This window comes from Marinobacter shengliensis (genome assembly GCF_003007715.1).
GTDB classification, from domain to species: domain Bacteria; phylum Pseudomonadota; class Gammaproteobacteria; order Pseudomonadales; family Oleiphilaceae; genus Marinobacter; species Marinobacter shengliensis.
The window spans coordinates 462,057-480,589 of sequence record NZ_PXNO01000021.1 but is presented as its reverse complement, the minus strand read 5'-3'; the positions used below and the strand labels follow the sequence as shown (position 1 = coordinate 480,589).

Sequence of the window (18,533 nt, the reverse complement as noted above, 5' to 3'; positions counted from 1 at the left end):
GCCCGGCCGGGTTAATCGACCAGGCCATTCGCCCGCGGCTCGTTAACCGGCGGCAAGGTATTCATCGGCCAGCGCGGCACCGAAACAATGCGCTCACCGTCCCTTTGACCGCTCTGGAGCCGCTGGGCACCGGCATACGCAATCATCGCGCCGTTGTCAGTACAGAACTCTGGGCGGGCGTAAAACACCGAGCCATTGAGTTTCGCGGTCATCTTTTCCAGCCCTGCCCGCAACCGCTTGTTGGCGCTTACTCCACCGGCAATAACCAGGCGCTTGCAACCGGTTTGCTCCAGCGCCCTCCGGCACTTGATGGTCAGGGTATCCACTACAGCCGCCTCAAAGGCCAGGGCGATGTCTGCTTTTACCTGCTCATCGAAGGCATCGTTATCTTTCGCATCGTTCACCGTGTTCAGGGTAAACGTTTTCAAACCGCTGAAGCTGAAATCCAGCCCGGGACGATCCGTCATTGGCCGGGGAAAACGGTAGATTCCCTCCCGGCCCTTCTCCGCCAGCGCCGCCACCCGGGGGCCTCCGGGGTAATCCAGCCCGAGCATCTTGGCGGTTTTATCAAAGGCTTCGCCGGCGGCGTCATCCACCGATTCACCCAGCATCTGGTACTGCCCGATACCATCCACCCGAACCAGCTGGGTGTGACCACCGGACACCAACAGAGCAACAAAAGGAAACGCTGGCGGATTGTCTTCTAACATTGGCGCCAGCAAATGCCCTTCCATGTGGTGAACACCCAGCACCGGAATGCCCAGCGCGAAACCCAGAGCATGGGCCACGGAACCACCCACCATCAGCGCCCCAACCAGCCCGGGGCCGGCGGTGTAGGCTATCCCTTCAAGATCGTTACGATCCCTGCCAGCCTTGGCCAATACCTGGTCACACAGCGGCAACAGCTTGCGAACATGGTCACGGGACGCCAGCTCAGGCACTACCCCGCCATAATCCGCATGCATAGCAATCTGGCTGAACAGCGCGTGGGCCAGCAAGCCCTGCTCGGTGTCATACAGGGCAACGCCGGTTTCGTCACAGGAGGTTTCAATACCAAGAATCAGCATAGTCTGGGCCGCGTCCGAAATGGGAATGAGGAACTGGCGGCATTTTAGCAGAAACCCGAAAGGCTCCGGCAGTTTCATTGAACAGTCATTGACCTGAACATATCCAACGGCTATCATTGCCGCCCTAAATTATGCACTGGTCGAGTTTTAGCCAATCTGACCAGGTATCGAGCCCGCGTGGCCAAGGCCGGCGGAACCAATTGAAACCGAATCTATCAGGTAGGTGATTTTCGAATGCCAGCTGTTAAAGTGAAAGAGAATGAGCCGTTTGATGTAGCACTGCGTCGCTTCAAGCGTTCCTGCGAGAAGGCCGGTGTACTGTCTGAAGTACGTCGTCGTGAGCACTACGAGAAGCCGACCGCTGTTCGTAAGCGTAAAGCAGCTGCCGCCGTTAAGCGTCATCTCAAGAAGCTTCAGCGTGAGCAGCGTAAGTTCGAGCGTCTGTACTGAGTTCAGCGCGCATCGACAGCAAGACTGATTGCCGGAACGGCGTTTCGCCTTCTCCGGCAAACTGAAAATGCCGCCGAGGCCTGGCTTCGGCGGCATTTTTGGCTATGGCGAATACCGGTTTGTATCAGGCACCCCGACTGAAGTGGAGCCACCATGAGCGGACTGATCCCTCAACGATTTGTTGAAGACCTGCTTGATCGGATTGATCTGGCAGAGCTGATCGGTAGCCGCATCACCCTCAAAAAGGCTGGCGCCAACTACAAGGCCTGTTGTCCGTTTCACGACGAAAAAACACCGTCGTTCAACGTTCGGCCAGATAAAGGCTTTTACCACTGTTTCGGGTGCGGCGCTCATGGTGATGCCATCAGCTTTATCCGCGAATTCGAGGGGCTTGGCTTTACCGAGGCTGTCGAAGAGCTGGCCAAACGGGCAGGTCTTGAGGTGCCCTATGATAAAGCCGCGCGCCAGGAAATGCAGCAGGCCAGATCCCTGACCGACGCCCTGGATTTCGCCAGCCGCTTCTACCACTCGGCTCTGGGCAGCCAGCAAGGCGCCTACGCTCGGGACTACCTGAAACAGCGCGGCCTGGACGATGCCATCATCGAGCAGTACCAGATCGGCTTTGCGCCCGGCACCGGAACGGCGCTTTTTGACGCGGCGCCGAAAGACCTGAAAGAGCCATTACTGGAAACCAAAACGGTTTCAGACAAGTACGGCCGGCCAAGAGATCTGTTCCGCAATCGGGTGATGTTTCCGATCCGGAACACCCGGGGCAAAACGGTGGCCTTTGGCGGCCGAACCCTTGGAGACGACAAGGCCAAATACATCAACTCCCCGGAGTCGGATGTGTTTCATAAAAGCCGAGAGATCTACGGCCTTTATGAGGCCCGGCAAGCCATCCGCCAGCTAGACAAACTGCTGGTGGTTGAAGGCTACATGGACGTGATCGCGTTGGCCCAGCACGGCATACACGATGCCGTTGCAACCCTGGGCACCGCAACCAACCAGGACAGCCTGACCGCCCTGCTAAGGCAAGTCCGGCACATTGTGTTCTGCTTTGATGGCGATCAGGCCGGTTTCCGTGCTGCAGACCGCGCCATGGAGAACGCCCTGGAACTGATGGCCGACGGCCTGCATCTGCAGTTTCTGATGCTGCCACAGGGTGAAGACCCGGACACACTGATCCGGAAGGAAGGCGCAGACGCCTTCAGGGAGCGGATTGAGGCGGCAACGCCCCTGTCGCGTTACCTGTTCGACCGGCAGAGCGAGGGTTTGAACCTGGAGCTGCCGGAACACCGGGGTGAACTGAGAGCCCGTGCAGAACCGCTTCTGAACAAGATGCCCCGCAGCACACTGCGGGACGCCATGTGGCACGAAATGATGCGTCTATGTGGCGGCCGGAAGCCCTGGCAGGAACTGCCCAAAGGCAATGACTTCAAAGCCCGCGGATGGCGCGGCGAACGGCAGAACCGGCCGACAGAAGAACGGATAGATGTGAAGCTGAGCAAAGACAGCACGCTTTGCCTGGCACTACTGGAAGCACCGGAAATGGCGGCGGAAGTCAAAACATTGGCTGACAGCAACCGCCAGCTGGAGCAGGCCGGGCGGTTCGCCCGCTGGCTGATGGAACAGAATATCAGTACCCGCAAGGCATTAGTCTCGGGGCTGGCAACGGACAAACAGGCCAGAGACAGGTTCTACAACCTGTTTGATGGACTGGAGCACATACCGGCCCGGGAAAGCATACTGGCAGCCGCCAGAGAACTGCTGAGCCCGAACGAAGAGGCCGCGCGCCAGCAAAGACTGGCAACCCTGCTCCGGAATCTGGCCACGCTCACCCCGGAACAGCGGGAAGAGCTGAGAACGCTCAGCAAGGGCAACGTAGATTGAAATCTGCGTTATATCCCGTTGCTGGGGCATGACCACTTGAAACTGACGCCACTGATCACCATCTAACCATTCGGTGGCACAGCAGATACGCGGCAGCTATAATGGCTGTTTAACTTTTTTCCTCTTTAAAAGCGAGTTCACAGGGTGTCTATGTCAGGCAATTCGCAGAAATCACGTTTGAAAGACCTCATCGCACGAGGCAAGGAACAAGGTTACCTGACTTACGCCGAGGTAAACGACCACCTACCGGAAGATATCGCAGATCCGGATCAGGTTGAAGACATTATCCGGATGATCAACGACATGGGTATCCAGGTGTGCGAAGAAACACCCGACGCCGATACCCTGTTGATGACCGAAGGCGACTCCACCGCCGACGAAGCCGCCGCCGCTGAAGCCGCCGCCGCTCTCGCCGCCGTGGAAACCGATGCAGGCCGCACCACCGACCCGGTGCGCATGTACATGCGTGAAATGGGCACCGTTGAACTGCTGACCCGTGAAGGCGAAATCGTGATCGCCAAGCGCATTGAGGAAGGCATTCGCGACGTCATGGCGGCCGTAGCCCACTTCCCCGGCACCGCCGGCACCGTGATTCAGGCTTACGATCGCATCATCGAGAACGAAGGCCGCATCAGCGACATCGTTACCGGCTTCCTGGACCCGGACGACGCCGAGCCGTTCATGGGCGAAGACACCAGTGAAGACACCTCTGCTGACGACAGCGACAGCAGCGATGATGATGACGACACTTCAACCGAGGAAGAAACCGACAACGGTCCGGACCCGGAAGAAACCCGCCTGCGTTTTGAGTTGCTGAAAGAAAAACTGGATGCCGCCGACAAAGCCCTGGCCAAGCACGGCCGCAGCCACAAGAAAACCCAGGAAGCCCTGAACGAATTGGGCCAGGTGTTTGCACCATTCAAGCTGGGCAACAAGGCGTTTGACGAACTGGTGAACGTGGTTCGCTCCACCAACGATCTGGTGCGGGAGAACGAACGGGCCATCATGCAGATCTGCGTACGCGACTGCAAAATGCCGCGCAAAGATTTCATCAAATGGTTCCCGGGCAACGAGACCGACCTGGAGTGGGCGAAAGAAATCGCGGCCACCAAGAAGCCATACGCCGCCGCCATTGGTGAACGCATCGACGAGATCGTGCGCCTGCAGAAGCGCATCCAGAACGTCCAGACCGAAGTGGATCTGGACGTAGTCGACATCAAGGAAATCAACCGTCGGGTGTCCATCGGCGAAGCCAAGGCCCGCCGCGCCAAGAAAGAAATGGTCGAGGCTAACCTGCGACTGGTGATTTCCATCGCCAAGAAATACACCAACCGTGGCCTGCAGTTCCTGGACCTGATTCAGGAAGGCAACATCGGCCTGATGAAGGCCGTGGACAAATTTGAATACCGTCGTGGCTACAAGTTCTCCACCTACGCCACCTGGTGGATTCGCCAGGCCATTACCCGCTCCATCGCGGACCAGGCCCGTACCATCCGGATTCCGGTGCATATGATTGAGACCATCAACAAGCTCAACCGTATCTCCCGCCAGATGCTGCAGGAAATGGGCCGCGAACCCACGCCGGAAGAGCTGGGCGAGCGCATGGACATGCCGGAAGACAAGATCCGCAAGGTACTGAAGATCGCCAAAGAGCCGATCTCCATGGAAACCCCGATCGGCGATGATGAAGACAGCCATCTGGGCGATTTCATCGAGGACATCCAGGCCCTTTCGCCGGTGGATTCCGCCACCGCCGAAGGTCTGCGCGAAGCCACCCGCTCCGTGCTGGCTGGCCTGACCGCTCGCGAATCGAAAGTACTGCGCATGCGCTTCGGTATCGAAATGAATACCGACCACACCCTGGAAGAAGTCGGCAAGCAATTCGACGTAACCCGGGAGCGTATCCGTCAGATCGAAGCCAAGGCCCTGCGCAAGCTGCGCCACCCTTCCCGCTCCGATCACCTGCGCGGCTTTATTGACGACCAGGGCAACGGTTAATCCGCAAGACAGTAGCGGGCGCCACCCCTCGTGGGTATAATGGCGCCCGCTTCCCTTTTAGGGCCTATAGCTCAGTTGGTTAGAGCAGAGGACTCATAATCCTTTGGTCCCTGGTTCGAGTCCAGGTGGGCCCACCACTCCTTTCAGTCGCGCTGAACCTCATCGGACTATTCCAGCCAGAAATCACAGATTTCTGTCGCTTCGCAGGGCGAAAGCTTCGCTTCCGCTTTATCCTGCTTCGCCCAGGTGGGCCCACCATACTTCAAGCAGTTACATCACTTCTGATAACCCTCTCCCCGTTACGTGTCAACCAAACGTCAGCGGCGCTTTTTACGGCTAACCTAGACGATACGACTCTGAGGTTCTGTTATGCTTCCAGGCTGATATACGGGGGTATCCATGACCGAAATATACAGGGACACACCAATGGCGAAGGCCATTTTCGAAATGTTCGATAACCTGGCTGACTTCCTGGAAGACCGAGGGGCCAAGCCTGGTAGCTGTAAGGCGTATATTTTCGGCGGCTGTGCTCTCCATCTCCATACTAACGCTCGTGGTAGCAGTGACCTGGATATAGAGCTCGAAGCGATGGACAGGATTTCTCCAAATGAGCTGGTTCTTGCCCTGGATGAAGTCTTTTTTGATGATCCGGAAACCGGCCCTTCATCTATCGTATTCGATCCGAATTTCACTCCGACCCTCGCACCGCTACATGAGGATTACCAGGAAGACGCCATTTGGCTTAACTGGAACGAGGAAGACTCACCGGTCTGGGTCTACCTGGTTCAAAAAGTGGACCTGGCTGTTTCGAAACTCGGGCGCTATGGAGACCAGGACATCGATGATATACACACGCTGTTTGACCATGGACTCTCCATCGAGGAGTTCAAATACCGCGCCGAGGAGACCCGTAAGTACTTTCCCGGCAACCTCGACAGATTGACAGGGAATATCACCCACGTTATAAAAACGTATACAAAGTGATCAACGCGGATATTTCATGACTTCCTTACTTAACGTCGCACACAAAGGACTCGACCGTGTGACAGACCAAGAGGTTGTAAAAGCAGCCCTTGAAGTCTGGCATCAGGGCTATGTCCCGACGCTTTCAGGGTTGCCCCAGGAAGAGCGACGCCTGGCCGGCTATCTGGTTGACCGTTTATCCAGGTTCAACTGCCTGAGTGCCGAACAGAAGAAGGAACTGCAAACCGTCGCCTCTGATGCGAAGGCGAGCCTTCCTGAACGTTTGTCCCGGGCCCGTGTCGACGGGCTGGCCCAATCCTGGGGGCTCGATCACGATCTCAGGCCGTTTATGAAAGCCCTACTCCCCTTCCAAACCCGGCACTACAAGCGCGGTCTCGATAAAACCGCTGCCTGAAGATACCATTTAGGCCAAAGGGCCCTGGACTAAGGGGGCGTCGGATTCGTTGAATCGGCCGCACTTGAATTTTGGTCGCTGGCTCGGGTCCAGGTGGGCCCACCACTTCCTCAAGTTCACACCAGATCCCCATTCGCTTAACATTCGTCGCCCACCTTGGCTGGCAAACTTCCGCGTTTTGCATACTTTTACAACTTTTTTCCCTGAAGAACTCAACTTTTATACCAGATGGTAGATGCTCCGATTGTGTCGCTCTCCTACTCTGTTCGGGTACTTAATCCCGTGATCAGAATGGATGTCGACCATGAATACGAAGAAGAATCTCCTGGGTTTAGCAGTTTTAACCACCTCACTGGCGCTGGTGGGTTGCGGTGGTTCCAGTTCCTCTGGCAATCAACAGACGGATGAGGACACGACGCCGGATGAGCCAACCTTCCCGGCCGCGTTTGCGTTTAGCCAGGATCCGGCGACGGCGCTGGATGAGATGAAAGGGCTGCCAGAGCAGGCGTTCCCGGTCGAGTTGTATAACCTCTTACGCCAGCAGTTCATTGAGGGTACCTCTACGTCGAGTACAGAAAGGCTTTCGTTTTGGATAAATAAAGATGACTTCACCAACTTTAGATGTGGCGCGAGCAACTTTGGCGACGTAGCAACACCCTCTAACCCAGCCGTGGACATACCCGACAATTCCTTTTACGTGGCGTTCAAAGCTGTTGCGAATAACGAAGCAGAACTTGGGGCATACCCGAACAGCACCAGTACCGCAGCACTCTTCAGAGAAAGTGCCCTTCTACTGTTCAATGATTGTGAGCTCGTCGACCCGGCCGATTCAAGCACCGTCGTCGCAACGATTAATGGTGAAGTCAGCCTCATTAGAGAATGGGTTGGTGAAAGCAGTGGCGACAACGGCAGAAGCCAGATTATCATGGATAATTTCTTCTTCAGTTTCGGCAACGGCGGTCGTGAAGAAAGCACGCCGGTCGACATCACCCTTAACAACAATAACTACAATTTAGCGTTTGGTTTTACCGACACTCACGTCTTTGGAGAGTTTTCCCAAGCACAACAAAATGCGCTGAACAGTTTTGAGTACGCCAATCCAAATCGTAGCCGGTTTTTCAAACAGCGCTTAGCCGATAATAACTTTAAAGGCATGTATGCCTTTGATGCGCCGAGCCTGAGAATCATTACCACACCCAATGGTGGCACGGCATCGCAGGTGAAATTCAACAACTTTGCGTCTGTTTTTGTAGCCCCTACTGAATTGGGTAACAACACGCCAGATGACATCTACAAATTGTATGTCGAATCACCCTACCGCGGTGATGAAAATGCCGAAACTACCTCTATCGTATTCGGTAGTGGTGAGGATGCCAAAACGCTCTTTATCGAAACCCTGTCGAACGGTGGCAATGATAAGTTCATTACTGCAGACTTCGAGTTTGTCGGAAGCGAAGCGAGCTTCCTGCGAGGCAGATCAGACCAAGCGCGACTGGATTGCCCAACCGATGCCACGATTGGCTATTCCTCTACACCCAGCGCCCCCCTGGTAGCCGGTATCAGTTTCCTTCTGGACGGCAATTCGCAGGAAACGACTCGCGTGTACGTGGATGAGACCAATACTCAAACCGACCGCGACCCAGCGTCAGCCATATCCACCGATAGCCACGATGCGGCCTGTCGCAATGGCGATAATGGCCCGACCAAGTTTATTCCATTACCCGGTCTCGGTGGCGCACAGTACTTCAACCCGGTCTGACATTAGCTTTTCTAAAGCCGTCACCGGATCGCAAGATCCGTGGCGGCTTGCCTGAACCATTCCCAGCTTTCTTTATCCAGCCATATACCCCGGCACTCATCATCCAGAAGGCACTGCCGTGCCCAGGCAACCCGTTCTGCCTGCTTCTCCGGCACTGGCTGCCAGCCTAGCCCATTCCACAAACGCGCCTGACAACTCACCCTGTCCTCCAGGCCCCAAGTATCATTCTCCCGGCCCTCAACGTAGCGAATCTCAACCTGCGTCTCCGGCAGCATTCTTTCGAGCAATTCGCCGTACAGGTGGCCAGCGGTGGTCTGGCCAATATCTGGCTGCGCGTTCACTTCGATCACCCAGGCGCAGGTATCACGCCAGGACCGTCGAATGTCTGGCATAATCAGGTCGATGCCTACCAGGTCCAGCCGGCACAGGCGCGCCACTCTGGCGGCCAGCTCGGCATTGTCCGGGTGCACTTCGGAGAATATGGGTACGGGCTGGCCACCGGCAGCGACATTCGGTAAATGCGACAGGGCAACGATATGCCCTTTTTCAGGCACGCTGGTGGGCTTAAGGCTTTGAGCTTTTAGCAGGTCTTTGGCGGCGTCCACACTTGGCAGTGATTTGAGCGGGCTGTGACCGGTGCCTGAGCGCTCTGGCCGGGCGTTTTCATGGTCGATCAGGGCCGCCACGGTATCCTTGCCATTGCCAATCACTCGAGCCGGAACCCGTTCGATCGCCCAGACACACTCCCCCGCATACACCGTTAACCGGTAATCCCGGCCCTGCACCTGGGGCTGAACCAGCACCTGTTTGCTCAGCTCCCGGCACTGCCGGTAAGCCTTCACCAGTGAAGGCAGGTCTTCCAAATGCAGATGAACGCCCTGGCCACCGTCCAGGTCCGCCGGCTTGCAGACCAATGGAAACCCCAGAGCCTCTGCAGCATGCTTCAGCTGGCTCTCGTCAGTGATCAGCGCCTGCTTGGGCACCGGAATACCCGCTTTGGCCAGAAAGTCGCTGGTAGCCCCTTTATTGCGCACCAGATTGGCCGACATAACCGACGTTCCAGAGGTAAACGAACTGTCCAGCCAGACGCCGGATGCCCCGATGCCGATCTGGAACATGTGGTGGCCCAGGCTGACGACGGGCAGCCGTGCCTCGAACGCCGCGAACAGGAAGCGCAGGGTATTGGCGGAGGTTGGAGCACCGGCCGCCAGTGATTTCATCAGTGCCTCAAGGCTGTTCATTGCCTCACGCATCAGGGTGTCGGTTTGCGGCGCCATGGAAACCGTCAACAGCCACTTCAAAAGTGACAAGCTGGCGTTCTCGGTACCCTCATAGGCTGGGCAATACATCCGGTAATACTGGGGCTTATCCGGCGATGACAGTGCTTTTGGCGTGTCGAATACCGGTAAACCGGCGCATCGAATCACCCGATGGTACCAATACCCGAGCCATTCCAGCCAGGGCTCGGGGCCAACCGGGTGAGCCGGCGGTTTCGGTAAGATACCAAAGGCCGGTTCCGGAAATGCGCGTTCAAGCAAGGTAGCGAAGGTCGGCGACAGCGGTTCAGCCTCCCTAGAAGGTGGCCGGATATTCACGCAGAAGCCCGGCTGGCGGGTAGTATCGGCGCCACCAGGGTAGCGAGTAACCGGCGGCTGCATGTTCCAATCGGGTCTGGACGGCATTCAGTGCTCCCTCTGGCTCGGAAACCGTTTGCGAGCTACCACACGGTAGAGGCGCCATGGCATCTGCACCGGTTCGTGCGAATCCATGCTTGCCCTGAAGTCCAGGTATCGGACAACGGCATCCAGTATCATCGTATTGGAGACGTTCTGCAGACGAAATAAGCCGCGACAGAAATCACAAAGCTCGGTTTTGCTGACGAATTGCCAGTGACAATCCACCATCCCCGCCGAGAGGATCTCCCAGTGTTGTGTATCACACTGCAACACGAACTCAGGCCCGAGATAGTCGCCCTCATGCCCCATACCATTGTATTCACCCACAAACTCATCCAGGAAGTGGGCTTCGGGCGAACCGGCTCGCACATCAAGAACAGACAACAAGCCCCGGGGCACCAGCGCACGGTGACAGGCATTCAGAAACGGGCGCTTATCCGTGCAATGATGCAGCCCTGCAAGGCTTACAAGTGCATCGATGGATTGATCAGCAAAGGGTAAATCGGCCAGCCCGCAGCTTTCGTGCAGGTCGCTATTAAAGCCCGAGCTGGGGTCAAAGCCCTGATAGATGATGGAGTTGGGAAGGAAATACTGAAGATACTTACCACCGGCGGGCACATCCGCTACCCGCAGCATGGGATTAGCTGCGAGATCCGCAGCCAGCGGCTCAACGGCCCGCTGAAACTCACGCTCCCGGGCATGGGGCACATTTAACATGGCTCGGTGGTAGCTGCCGCCCCGGTGCTGGAAAATTTCTGCATAGTCTGCAATCACCTGCCCGTGACTCCCCTGATTTTTTGGTTAACATTAATACGCCTAGCTCAGGGCAGCATCTACCATCTGGTATAAAGTGATCCGGTAAGGCCCCGGTTTCGTTTAACCGATAACACAAATCCGGCGGAGACAGATGCCAGACAATCACAATCTCAAAGAACTGGTTTCTGCCGTGGCGGCCAGGAAAGCAGAGTTTGCGGACCTGATCGTGGCCCTGGCACCGGATCTCAGCTCGCAAGCCATTCTGCCCACGGAACTGGCGCTGGAGCTGTCGACCGCTCTGCATGACCTCGAGGAGCGTGCAACCGGGCACGACCCGCTGTACAAATTGGTCAATGACCACACAGCGCCTGCCCTGGCGCTCAACGAGTCTGGCCAGGTTGTGGCCCTCAATGCCGGTGCCGCTCAGCTGTTTGATATGCGATCCGGTGACGGTTTGGTCGCTCTTGGCATCAGCCCGGAGGCTTTCCACCAGTTCAAGGAACGCCTTGCCACCGCTCAAGGGCCCACGTTGCTTAAGGCCTATCGAAAAGGGAGCGACGAGCATGCCCTGCCTTTGATTCTCGTGGGCATGTACCACCAGAAGCTGAAAACCTTCGTGCTGAATGCTTTACAACAACACTGGCCAGAATCCATAGATCTGGCCTTTGCCGGCGTCTTTGGCCTGTCCGCCAGCGAACGCCATATTCTCGCGCTTCTGTCTCGCGGCTGCTCGTCAGAAGAGATCGCCGAAGAGCGGGGCAGCTCAGTGACAACCGTTCGGCAACAGATCAAAAGCCTGTTGCAAAAGCTCGGCGCCAAAAGCCAGGTGCAGGCTGCTACCATGGCCGCCTCTGCAGCGACTGCGATGGACACCGTGACGACAAAGGGGGATCTGCTGTCCGTTCACTACGACGATTACCCCATGAGCATCCACGAGCTGTTTCGCGAGCAACGACGGATTGGCTGGCGAAGATTTGGTAAACCCGGCGGCCGGCCAGTGCTTTTCCTGCACGGTCCGTCTTTCGGTGCCGGGGATTTTCCGGATGAGCGGCGACTGGCCGCGCAGTTTGGTCTGGATATCATAGCCGTTGAACGTGCCGGCTATGGCCGGACCGAACCATCGGACAAAACCGAAGACCCACTGGAAAGCCAGTGCCACGATATCCTCGCCGTACTTGGCTCCCTGTCGATCTCCAAGGTAACCATTCTGTCCCACGAAGTCGCCCTGATACCGGCACTTGCGCTCATGCAACACTCCGGCATCCAGATAAACGGCGTTGTTTCTGTCTCTGCCGCGCCACCGTTCAAGGAGCTGGAACAGATCAACGCCATGCCAGCTCATCAGGCCATCTTCATACAAGCTGCCCGCCACGCGCCCTGGCTGGCCAGGTTATTGATTCGCCTGCTGATCCTGAGGATGAGAAAGCTCGGCCCTGAGCAGTGGCCGAAAGTGATTTTCGAGGGTGTGGAACCGGATGAACATTTGATTCGCAAGAATTCCCTAAAACAGGGAGTCGTTGCAGCCTATGGGTTTTATGTCAATCAACTCGGAGCGGGGTACCTGGAGGACCTCAGGATCATGATTCAGGATTGGGGGCACTTGCTGGAAACTCCAAACCTGCCCCTGACACTCATTCATGGAAGCCACAACGCCAGCACGCCGCTTTCTCACCTGAATATTTTCCGAGGCATTAACCCCGACATCCCCATCGAGCTGGTTGAGGGCGAGGGGCTGACACTGGCGGTCTCGCAAACCGAGCGGATATACAAAACTCTGGCAACCATAGCAGATTCCCGCAACTGCCGGCTCGCAAATGAGCATTAACAGATCCCTTAACAGGTTTTACGAGCCAAACGTCAGGTAACTTTACACACCTTGCGCAAATCGAGACAAAAATCCCATATCGATCAATGCCCTGAAACCTTGGCCCGCCGATTGCTTTACCCTCTATGACATCCGTATGGAAACCCGACACTACACGCCCTTAAGGAATGGGTAGTGAAAAGATCGATACAGGGTGCCGTTGGTCACCGACAGGTGCTGATCTCAAGGAGTGTGTCATCATGAAAATCAAAACTATGTTATTCAGTGTGTTACTGGCTTTCAGTGTCAGTGGCAGCGCTTTTGCCTACACCATCGCGGGTGGTACAGACGTGGGTGGTTTGGATACGTTCATGGCAGAAACAACCGGAATGAGTTCTGGCGAAGCCACGGAAACAGCTTGGGCATCCGGCATAGCAGGTACCCAGTTGACCTTCGCAGGCAAGACAGACCCCGCCAGCTTCCAGGTTACAGTGGAAGATGCCGGCGTTATCGCCTTCCAGCTGTTCACTGCACCAACTTACTTTCTGGTAAAAGACGCTCGGAAACACGTACTGTTCAAGAACGAGCAGAGCATGGACTGGGGCGTGTTTAACCTGCTTGCCTACTTTGGGGCAAACAAGTTGGAAGAGCTTGAGCTCAGCCATCTGACCGAGTTCAACGGTGGAACTGTTACCGTACCCGAACCCGGCACGCTGGGCCTTCTCGGCCTCGGCATCCTGGGACTGCTGACGGTTCGCCGGAAGCTGCAACGCACTGCATAAACAGCTAAAGTCGTTGCCGTCTCTTCAGAGCCCTCCTATCGGGGGGCTTTGTTTTTAGCGACCACGCTGATCCTGGCCCACCATAGAAGTAGCTGTCAGGTTTCTTTACGCATCAAGCGGAATTACCGCGCTCATCAACACACGGCTGAACCCCCCAAATATGTGAAACTCATCACAAAACGGACAACTTGATCCCTCCCGCACTTCTCGGGCTGGCTCGCAAACCCAATGCCAGACAGTGACTTATATCAATCTTGACCCTCAAACGCCTCTTTACCTGTCACCAAAGCCACACCACGCAGTGCGCCGTCCAGCTTATGATCACAAAATAATGATAAATCGGTCACAAGACCGACAAGCGACTAAAAAAAACAACGGAGTATTACAATGCACGGCTTTGATTTCGCAGGTAAGCGGATTCTCTGCGCCTCTGTTTCGGCGATCAGTCTATCCCTGTCGTTACCCGTGTGTGCCAGCATGGGAAACCTTGGTACCACCTATGGCGTGATGCCCACTGATGTTGCCTCAGCGCAGGCATTGTCGATGTTTAATACACAAGTGTCTGCCACCTATTACAACCCCGCCTATCTGACCAAGGACCCCCGGGGTGAGCTCACTGCCGGCCTGCTGCATGCCGAGCAGGAACTGCGCGCCAGCGGCCCAAACCGGGATGGTGACGTGGTTTCCAGCTCCCCAAGCCAGCATGTATTGGTCGGCATGAAAACCAATCTGGGCTCGCTGACCCGTTTCGGCCATCCGCTGTATCTGGGCTTTGTGGCGGGCGTTGAGAAATACGGAAAGGAAATGCTGGCCTTTGAATCGGAAACCTCGGAAGACGGCCAGTTCCTGCAATACGGCCGCGAGCCTCTGTTTCTGAACATCGGCGGCGCAACCAAGATTTGGCGGGGCATCGATGCGGGTGTGGCGGCGCGGATTACCCTGCAGGCTGAAGCCAGCCTCGACGCGCGTTCTACGCTCGGTGGCGAGACCAGCCAGGAAAGGCTGGGCGTCAGCGCAAAACCGTCTATCAAAGGCATTGCCAGCGTCAACGTCGATCTTGGTGAAACGATCTGTCCGGAGCAGGTGTGCATCGTCAGCGGCTTCGAGACGGCCCTCGCCTATCGCGCCCGCTCCAATACCAAAACCACGGTGGACGCCAATGTGGTGGTCCCCCAGGTTATTCCCGAGCCGGGATTGCCCCTGGCTGTCTCCACCATCGACTCCTTCCAGCCCGAGATCATCGCTTTCGGCCTGCATTACCGGGGTGATGGCTGGCGTGTTGGAGCCAGTCTCGAACATCAGAAGTGGTCGGAACTTGAAGATGTCTTCGCCAATGACACCATCAAGAATCAAAGCGGTGTCAGTGAAGGGTTGAGAATGTCTTTCGACGACATTCTCGTCCCCAGAATTGGCGGCGAATACCAGCTGACCAGAGCCTTTGCTGTCACTGCGGGCGTCGCTTATGAAGAATCCCCCTTGCGCAGCACCCAGAACCCGGAGGTCAACTACTTCGACAACGACAAGATCGTAATTGGTCTGGGCGTCAGCGCTGAATACGAGCGCACTCGCCTGTTTGCCTATCCGGTCCGGTTTGATCTCGGCTACCAGTACCAGCAACTGCAGAAGCGGGATTTTCAGGTAACCCCGTTTGGTAGCGAAACCGCCAATGAAACCGTCGAAACCGATGGCGACGTGCACGTTGTCGCGGGCTCTGTGACCTTCAAGTTCTGACGAGGTGTAGTATGAAGCGTTCCATTCTGGCAATAGCCCTGGTCACGTCTGTTCTTGCGGGCTGCGGCGGCGACGAGCAAACCGTGAACCGGTCAGAGCTAACGAAGGCTGACCTGTATTTCAGCTACCCCATGGCCGGGCAAGCCGCCGTGGCCATCAGCACGCCCATCTTCCTGCGCTTTACCCAGGGCATAGCCACCCCCGAGGGCGAACTTGCCTCAAGTCTCCAACTCGAGAGCGAGCACGGCGACACTGTAACTCTGACGGACGCGAAAATGACCGCAGAGAACCGGGGGGTGGCCCTTCGGCCGGCAGAAGCGCTGTTACCCGGCACCCGTTATACCCTGATCACCAATGGTCTAAAGGCGGGTAGTGATCTGGTAACGCTCCCGAATGGCGGCATTGAATTTACCACGGCGCCGGCTACCAGTGGCCCACTATTGGACCGCGCAGAAGGCACCGGCTTTGATCTGGCCCGGGTTATTCCTGCAGGGAACGATCGCTATCCTGTAACAGACATCTCGGCCCTGAGGATTCAGTTTACCGAACCAGTGGATGAACAAACCCTCCGTTACGGAGACACCATTGCACTACGGGATAGTCAGAATGAACCGGTTGCAGCGCAACTTTATGTCAGTGGCCACCGGGTCACCATTGACCCTGAGTCAGACCTGGACCCGAACCAAACCTATTCCCTACACCTCAGCGACAACATTCGGAGCATGCTGGCCCAGGCGCCATTGAACCTGTCGGATGACTCCCTGCTGACCATCCAACCTCTCGATTCCCGTTCACCCAAGGGTGAGAGGGAGCGGATGCCGCAAACCGCCACAACCACCCTGGGCGATCTTTCACTTTCCGGTGAAGGCTTCAATTCAGTGGGCCTGCGTTCAATTCTTTTGGGACAGGACAACAGTACCCGTGCGCAGGGAACCGTCTTCGCAGAGCTAGGCTACATACCGCGTTTTGACGCCAACAAACAGAGCGTGCCGCTGCGGATTGATCGGGGCACCCTGATGTCCGGCTCCAATGTGGATGTCAACGTGGCGGGCGCCCTGCCCGCAGGTTTTTCATCAGAGGCAATAGAAGTGCGCTTCCTGTCAGATGCCAATGGCTTTCTGATGGCAAACCCTTACACCGATGATGAGAATGCGCCACGGATGGTTGAGCTCTTTATCGACATGGCGCTCAATACCGGCAATACCATTGCCAATGCTGCGCTGGCTCAGGAACTGCTGCACGTGCACTTGGTTGGCACCGCCATCGTGGAGCAAGGCACCCTGACCATCGAAGCCGTTGGCGTAATCGAGCCCGACGTGATGGGCGTGGATGTGGCATCCGGGCTGATTTCTTTCCGGCTTGAGGGCTATCGGAACCCAAATGATGCGCCTGCGGCAGAAAACTTTGCCGACACCCAGGCACCGTTCATCAAAAGCTGGGTGCCTGGCGACGATTCCGAAGATACGTTACGCCCCGGTGACCCGCTAATCGTCTACTTCTCGGAACCTGTGCTGCCGGGCACGATCAATCAGGACACCGTTAAACTGTTTGGAGGCGGTAACGAGCTTAACGCAGAACGCGCTCTGAACGGGTCTGTCCTGATTATCAAGCCAGAGCAAACACTGGTGCATGGCACGGAGTACAGCTTGATTCTGGAGAACATCAAGGACACAGCTGGGCTTAGCCTCGGCTCTACCACACTTAACTTCAACCTTGCACCCACACTGCCGGGCACACCTGAGGATCAATCACCGCTGGTGCTGGCGACCATGCCCGGTTTTCCGTGCACAAAAACCGGAATCAACCTTAGCCAAGGCCATCAGGGCCGATGTGCCGGAGGCAAGACAACGGATGACCTGCTGCCGATTCCCGAGCACGCAAGACATAAGCCTCTGGTAGTGCGCTTTTCACAGAACATCGATCCAGACACGCTGATCCCTGGCACAAGCTTCTCTCTAGAGGCATTCCAGGATGGTCTCTGGGTGCCGGTACCTGTCGGCGAATACGATGTTACCCGCACGCCACGCAGCCTGGTGATTACGCCAGTTATAGGCTGGGAACCCGGAGGTCAGTATCGGTATACCTTGAACAGCACTGACGCCATCCGCTCTGTTTCAGGCCTTCCGCTGCAAACCGAACTGCTCACTCAGGGCACACGGAATCGAAACAATCGGACCTTTGGCGGACAGGCCCTGGTAAATCATTTCATTGCGGTAGCCGAGAAGTCGCAAACCGTTAGCCTGCCTCTGCGTAACCTGCCAACTGCAGATGCCAACTCCGACCTGACTTATCAAAAGGGAATCGAGCAAGGTGCGACGGGTGACGAAACACTCCGCAATTCAGTGGGTCTGAATGCAACCGGCGTTTCACCGCTGAACACCACAACGGTCGTAACCAATGCAAATATTGGCTGCCAGGTTGGTATAGACTGTGCCAGCGACCAATCCATTTATCTGACCGCGATGCTTGATACATTGGTCTACGGTAGCCCCCAGGCTAATGACGGCGATAACGGACCGAGAATCCCAGTCGATATCTATCCGTCGATATTAGCGACAACCTCCAGCAGCGTCTGGGTCCGGATTGACACCAGCTTTATTGATGCCTTTCCGGATTTCATTCTTAGCGTCGACCTGAGCCCGAATGAAGAGATTCCCACGGGCCCGATGTTGATGCGTATCCGATACGATAACGACAGCGAAGCCGGTCGAATTCCCCCCAAGGGCTTCATTTCCACCGACGAAAGTGGACAACTGACGTTCGAGACCACTCTCAACGTTTACCTGGATGCGCCCTACCTGAACCCAAGCATCGGACCAGCCAACCTGACTCATAACCTGCGCAGTTATGAAATCAACAACCTGCAACTAAGAGGCCCTATTACTTTCCTTGACGATGGCCGAATGCAGATTTCATTGAGTAACACGGACGCTGTGCCCATCAACGTGGACGCCCGAGGAACCATCGAAATCACCGGGCAGAATACGGGCGGTCTCTGCGGTATCTGGCCGTTTACCTATATCTGCGGAGGTATCGCCAATGTCGCGGTTGATGCTAACAGCCGGATTCATCTGGAGATCCCGCCGGGCAAACTGAACCTGAATTACCTCTCCCCCTACACACAGAAATAAGGTCAGGCCAGCCCGGGCAACCGGGCTTCGCTACTCCACCGAACCTTCCTTATGGCCAGCCATCCGCTGGCCTTTTTTATACAAAGTGTCGCATTTACTCACAAATCCCCA

The 18,533-nt window shown here is 56.3% G+C and carries 13 protein-coding genes and 1 tRNA gene; 11 read left to right on the top strand and 3 right to left on the bottom strand.

Going from position 1 to position 18,533, the window contains the following annotated elements; genetic code table 11:
* Nucleotides 1-11: 11 nt before the first annotated feature.
* Entirely contained in the window at nucleotides 12-1,067 is a 1,056-nt protein-coding gene (gene tsaD, locus C7H10_RS08310) for a tRNA (adenosine(37)-N6)-threonylcarbamoyltransferase complex transferase subunit TsaD (RefSeq protein ID WP_106694534.1), read from the bottom strand.
* A 234-nt stretch (nucleotides 1,068-1,301) separates the two neighbouring features.
* Between tsaD and rpsU the strand changes: the two genes are divergently transcribed.
* The 7 genes from rpsU to C7H10_RS08275 all read left to right on the top strand — a co-directional run bounded on the left by rpsU (nucleotide 1,302) and on the right by C7H10_RS08275 (nucleotide 8,542).
* On the top strand, nucleotides 1,302-1,517 hold the full coding sequence (gene rpsU / locus C7H10_RS08305; RefSeq protein ID WP_007153483.1) for a 30S ribosomal protein S21: 216 nt from the start codon (nucleotides 1,302-1,304) through the stop codon (nucleotides 1,515-1,517).
* A 153-nt stretch (nucleotides 1,518-1,670) separates the two neighbouring features.
* Nucleotides 1,671-3,407 (top strand): DNA primase, encoded by a 1,737-nt coding sequence (dnaG, locus tag C7H10_RS08300; protein WP_106694476.1) that lies wholly within the window; start codon nucleotides 1,671-1,673, stop codon nucleotides 3,405-3,407.
* A gap of 150 nt (nucleotides 3,408-3,557) precedes the next feature.
* Complete coding sequence (rpoD, locus tag C7H10_RS08295) at nucleotides 3,558-5,405, top strand: RNA polymerase sigma factor RpoD (protein WP_058090688.1); 1,848 nt, start codon at nucleotides 3,558-3,560, stop codon at nucleotides 5,403-5,405.
* 60 nt (nucleotides 5,406-5,465) lie between these two features.
* Nucleotides 5,466-5,542: transfer RNA gene (locus tag C7H10_RS08290), tRNA-Ile, on the top strand.
* Nucleotides 5,543-5,831: 289 nt separating this feature from the next.
* Nucleotides 5,832-6,389 (top strand): DUF6036 family nucleotidyltransferase, encoded by a 558-nt coding sequence (locus tag C7H10_RS08285; RefSeq protein WP_146136804.1) that lies wholly within the window; start codon nucleotides 5,832-5,834, stop codon nucleotides 6,387-6,389.
* Nucleotides 6,390-6,447: 58 nt separating this feature from the next.
* Nucleotides 6,448-6,783 carry a hypothetical protein gene (locus tag C7H10_RS08280; RefSeq protein ID WP_106694474.1) on the top strand — a complete coding sequence of 112 codons (336 nt, stop codon included), beginning with the start codon at nucleotides 6,448-6,450 and terminating at the stop codon, nucleotides 6,781-6,783.
* Nucleotides 6,784-7,087: 304 nt separating this feature from the next.
* Entirely contained in the window at nucleotides 7,088-8,542 is a 1,455-nt protein-coding gene (locus C7H10_RS08275) for a hypothetical protein (RefSeq protein WP_106694473.1), read from the top strand.
* Nucleotides 8,543-8,562: 20 nt separating this feature from the next.
* Here C7H10_RS08275 and C7H10_RS08270 read toward each other — a convergent pair whose 3' ends face one another.
* Nucleotides 8,563-10,224: a hypothetical protein gene (locus tag C7H10_RS08270; protein WP_106694472.1), complete on the bottom strand. Its 1,662-nt coding sequence runs from the start codon at nucleotides 10,222-10,224 to the stop codon at nucleotides 8,563-8,565.
* Nucleotides 10,225-10,992 (bottom strand): class I SAM-dependent methyltransferase, encoded by a 768-nt coding sequence (locus C7H10_RS08265; RefSeq protein ID WP_106694471.1) that lies wholly within the window; start codon nucleotides 10,990-10,992, stop codon nucleotides 10,225-10,227.
* Between the two features lie 133 nt (nucleotides 10,993-11,125).
* Between C7H10_RS08265 and C7H10_RS08260 the strand changes: the two genes are divergently transcribed.
* The 4 genes from C7H10_RS08260 to C7H10_RS08245 all read left to right on the top strand — a co-directional run bounded on the left by C7H10_RS08260 (nucleotide 11,126) and on the right by C7H10_RS08245 (nucleotide 18,422).
* On the top strand, nucleotides 11,126-12,799 hold the full coding sequence (locus C7H10_RS08260; protein WP_106694470.1) for a bifunctional helix-turn-helix transcriptional regulator/alpha/beta hydrolase: 1,674 nt from the start codon (nucleotides 11,126-11,128) through the stop codon (nucleotides 12,797-12,799).
* A 239-nt stretch (nucleotides 12,800-13,038) separates the two neighbouring features.
* A complete protein-coding gene (locus C7H10_RS19325; RefSeq protein WP_244178221.1) occupies nucleotides 13,039-13,560 on the top strand; it encodes a PEP-CTERM sorting domain-containing protein in 522 nt (173 codons plus the stop codon).
* 387 nt (nucleotides 13,561-13,947) lie between these two features.
* Entirely contained in the window at nucleotides 13,948-15,291 is a 1,344-nt protein-coding gene (gene aupA / locus C7H10_RS08250) for an alkane uptake protein AupA (protein WP_106694469.1), read from the top strand.
* An 11-nt stretch (nucleotides 15,292-15,302) separates the two neighbouring features.
* Entirely contained in the window at nucleotides 15,303-18,422 is a 3,120-nt protein-coding gene (locus C7H10_RS08245) for an Ig-like domain-containing domain (protein WP_106694468.1), read from the top strand.
* Nucleotides 18,423-18,533: the final 111 nt, after the last annotated feature.

Bases quoted from the DNA above. Each gene is read 5' to 3' on its own strand.
- tsaD (WP_106694534.1), bottom strand. From the start codon at position 1,067: ATGCTGATTCTTGGTATTGAAACCTCCTGTGACGAAACCGGCGTTGCC.
- rpoD (WP_058090688.1), top strand. From the start codon at position 3,558: ATGTCAGGCAATTCGCAGAAATCACGTTTGAAAGACCTCATCGCACGA.
- rpsU (WP_007153483.1), top strand. From the start codon at position 1,302: ATGCCAGCTGTTAAAGTGAAAGAGAATGAGCCGTTTGATGTAGCACTG.
- C7H10_RS19325 (WP_244178221.1), top strand. From the start codon at position 13,039: ATGAAAATCAAAACTATGTTATTCAGTGTGTTACTGGCTTTCAGTGTC.
- C7H10_RS08245 (WP_106694468.1), top strand. From the start codon at position 15,303: ATGAAGCGTTCCATTCTGGCAATAGCCCTGGTCACGTCTGTTCTTGCG.
- dnaG (WP_106694476.1), top strand. From the start codon at position 1,671: ATGAGCGGACTGATCCCTCAACGATTTGTTGAAGACCTGCTTGATCGG.
- aupA (WP_106694469.1), top strand. From the start codon at position 13,948: ATGCACGGCTTTGATTTCGCAGGTAAGCGGATTCTCTGCGCCTCTGTT.
- C7H10_RS08270 (WP_106694472.1), bottom strand. From the start codon at position 10,224: ATGCCGTCCAGACCCGATTGGAACATGCAGCCGCCGGTTACTCGCTAC.
- C7H10_RS08260 (WP_106694470.1), top strand. From the start codon at position 11,126: ATGCCAGACAATCACAATCTCAAAGAACTGGTTTCTGCCGTGGCGGCC.
- C7H10_RS08275 (WP_106694473.1), top strand. From the start codon at position 7,088: ATGAATACGAAGAAGAATCTCCTGGGTTTAGCAGTTTTAACCACCTCA.
- C7H10_RS08285 (WP_146136804.1), top strand. From the start codon at position 5,832: ATGGCGAAGGCCATTTTCGAAATGTTCGATAACCTGGCTGACTTCCTG.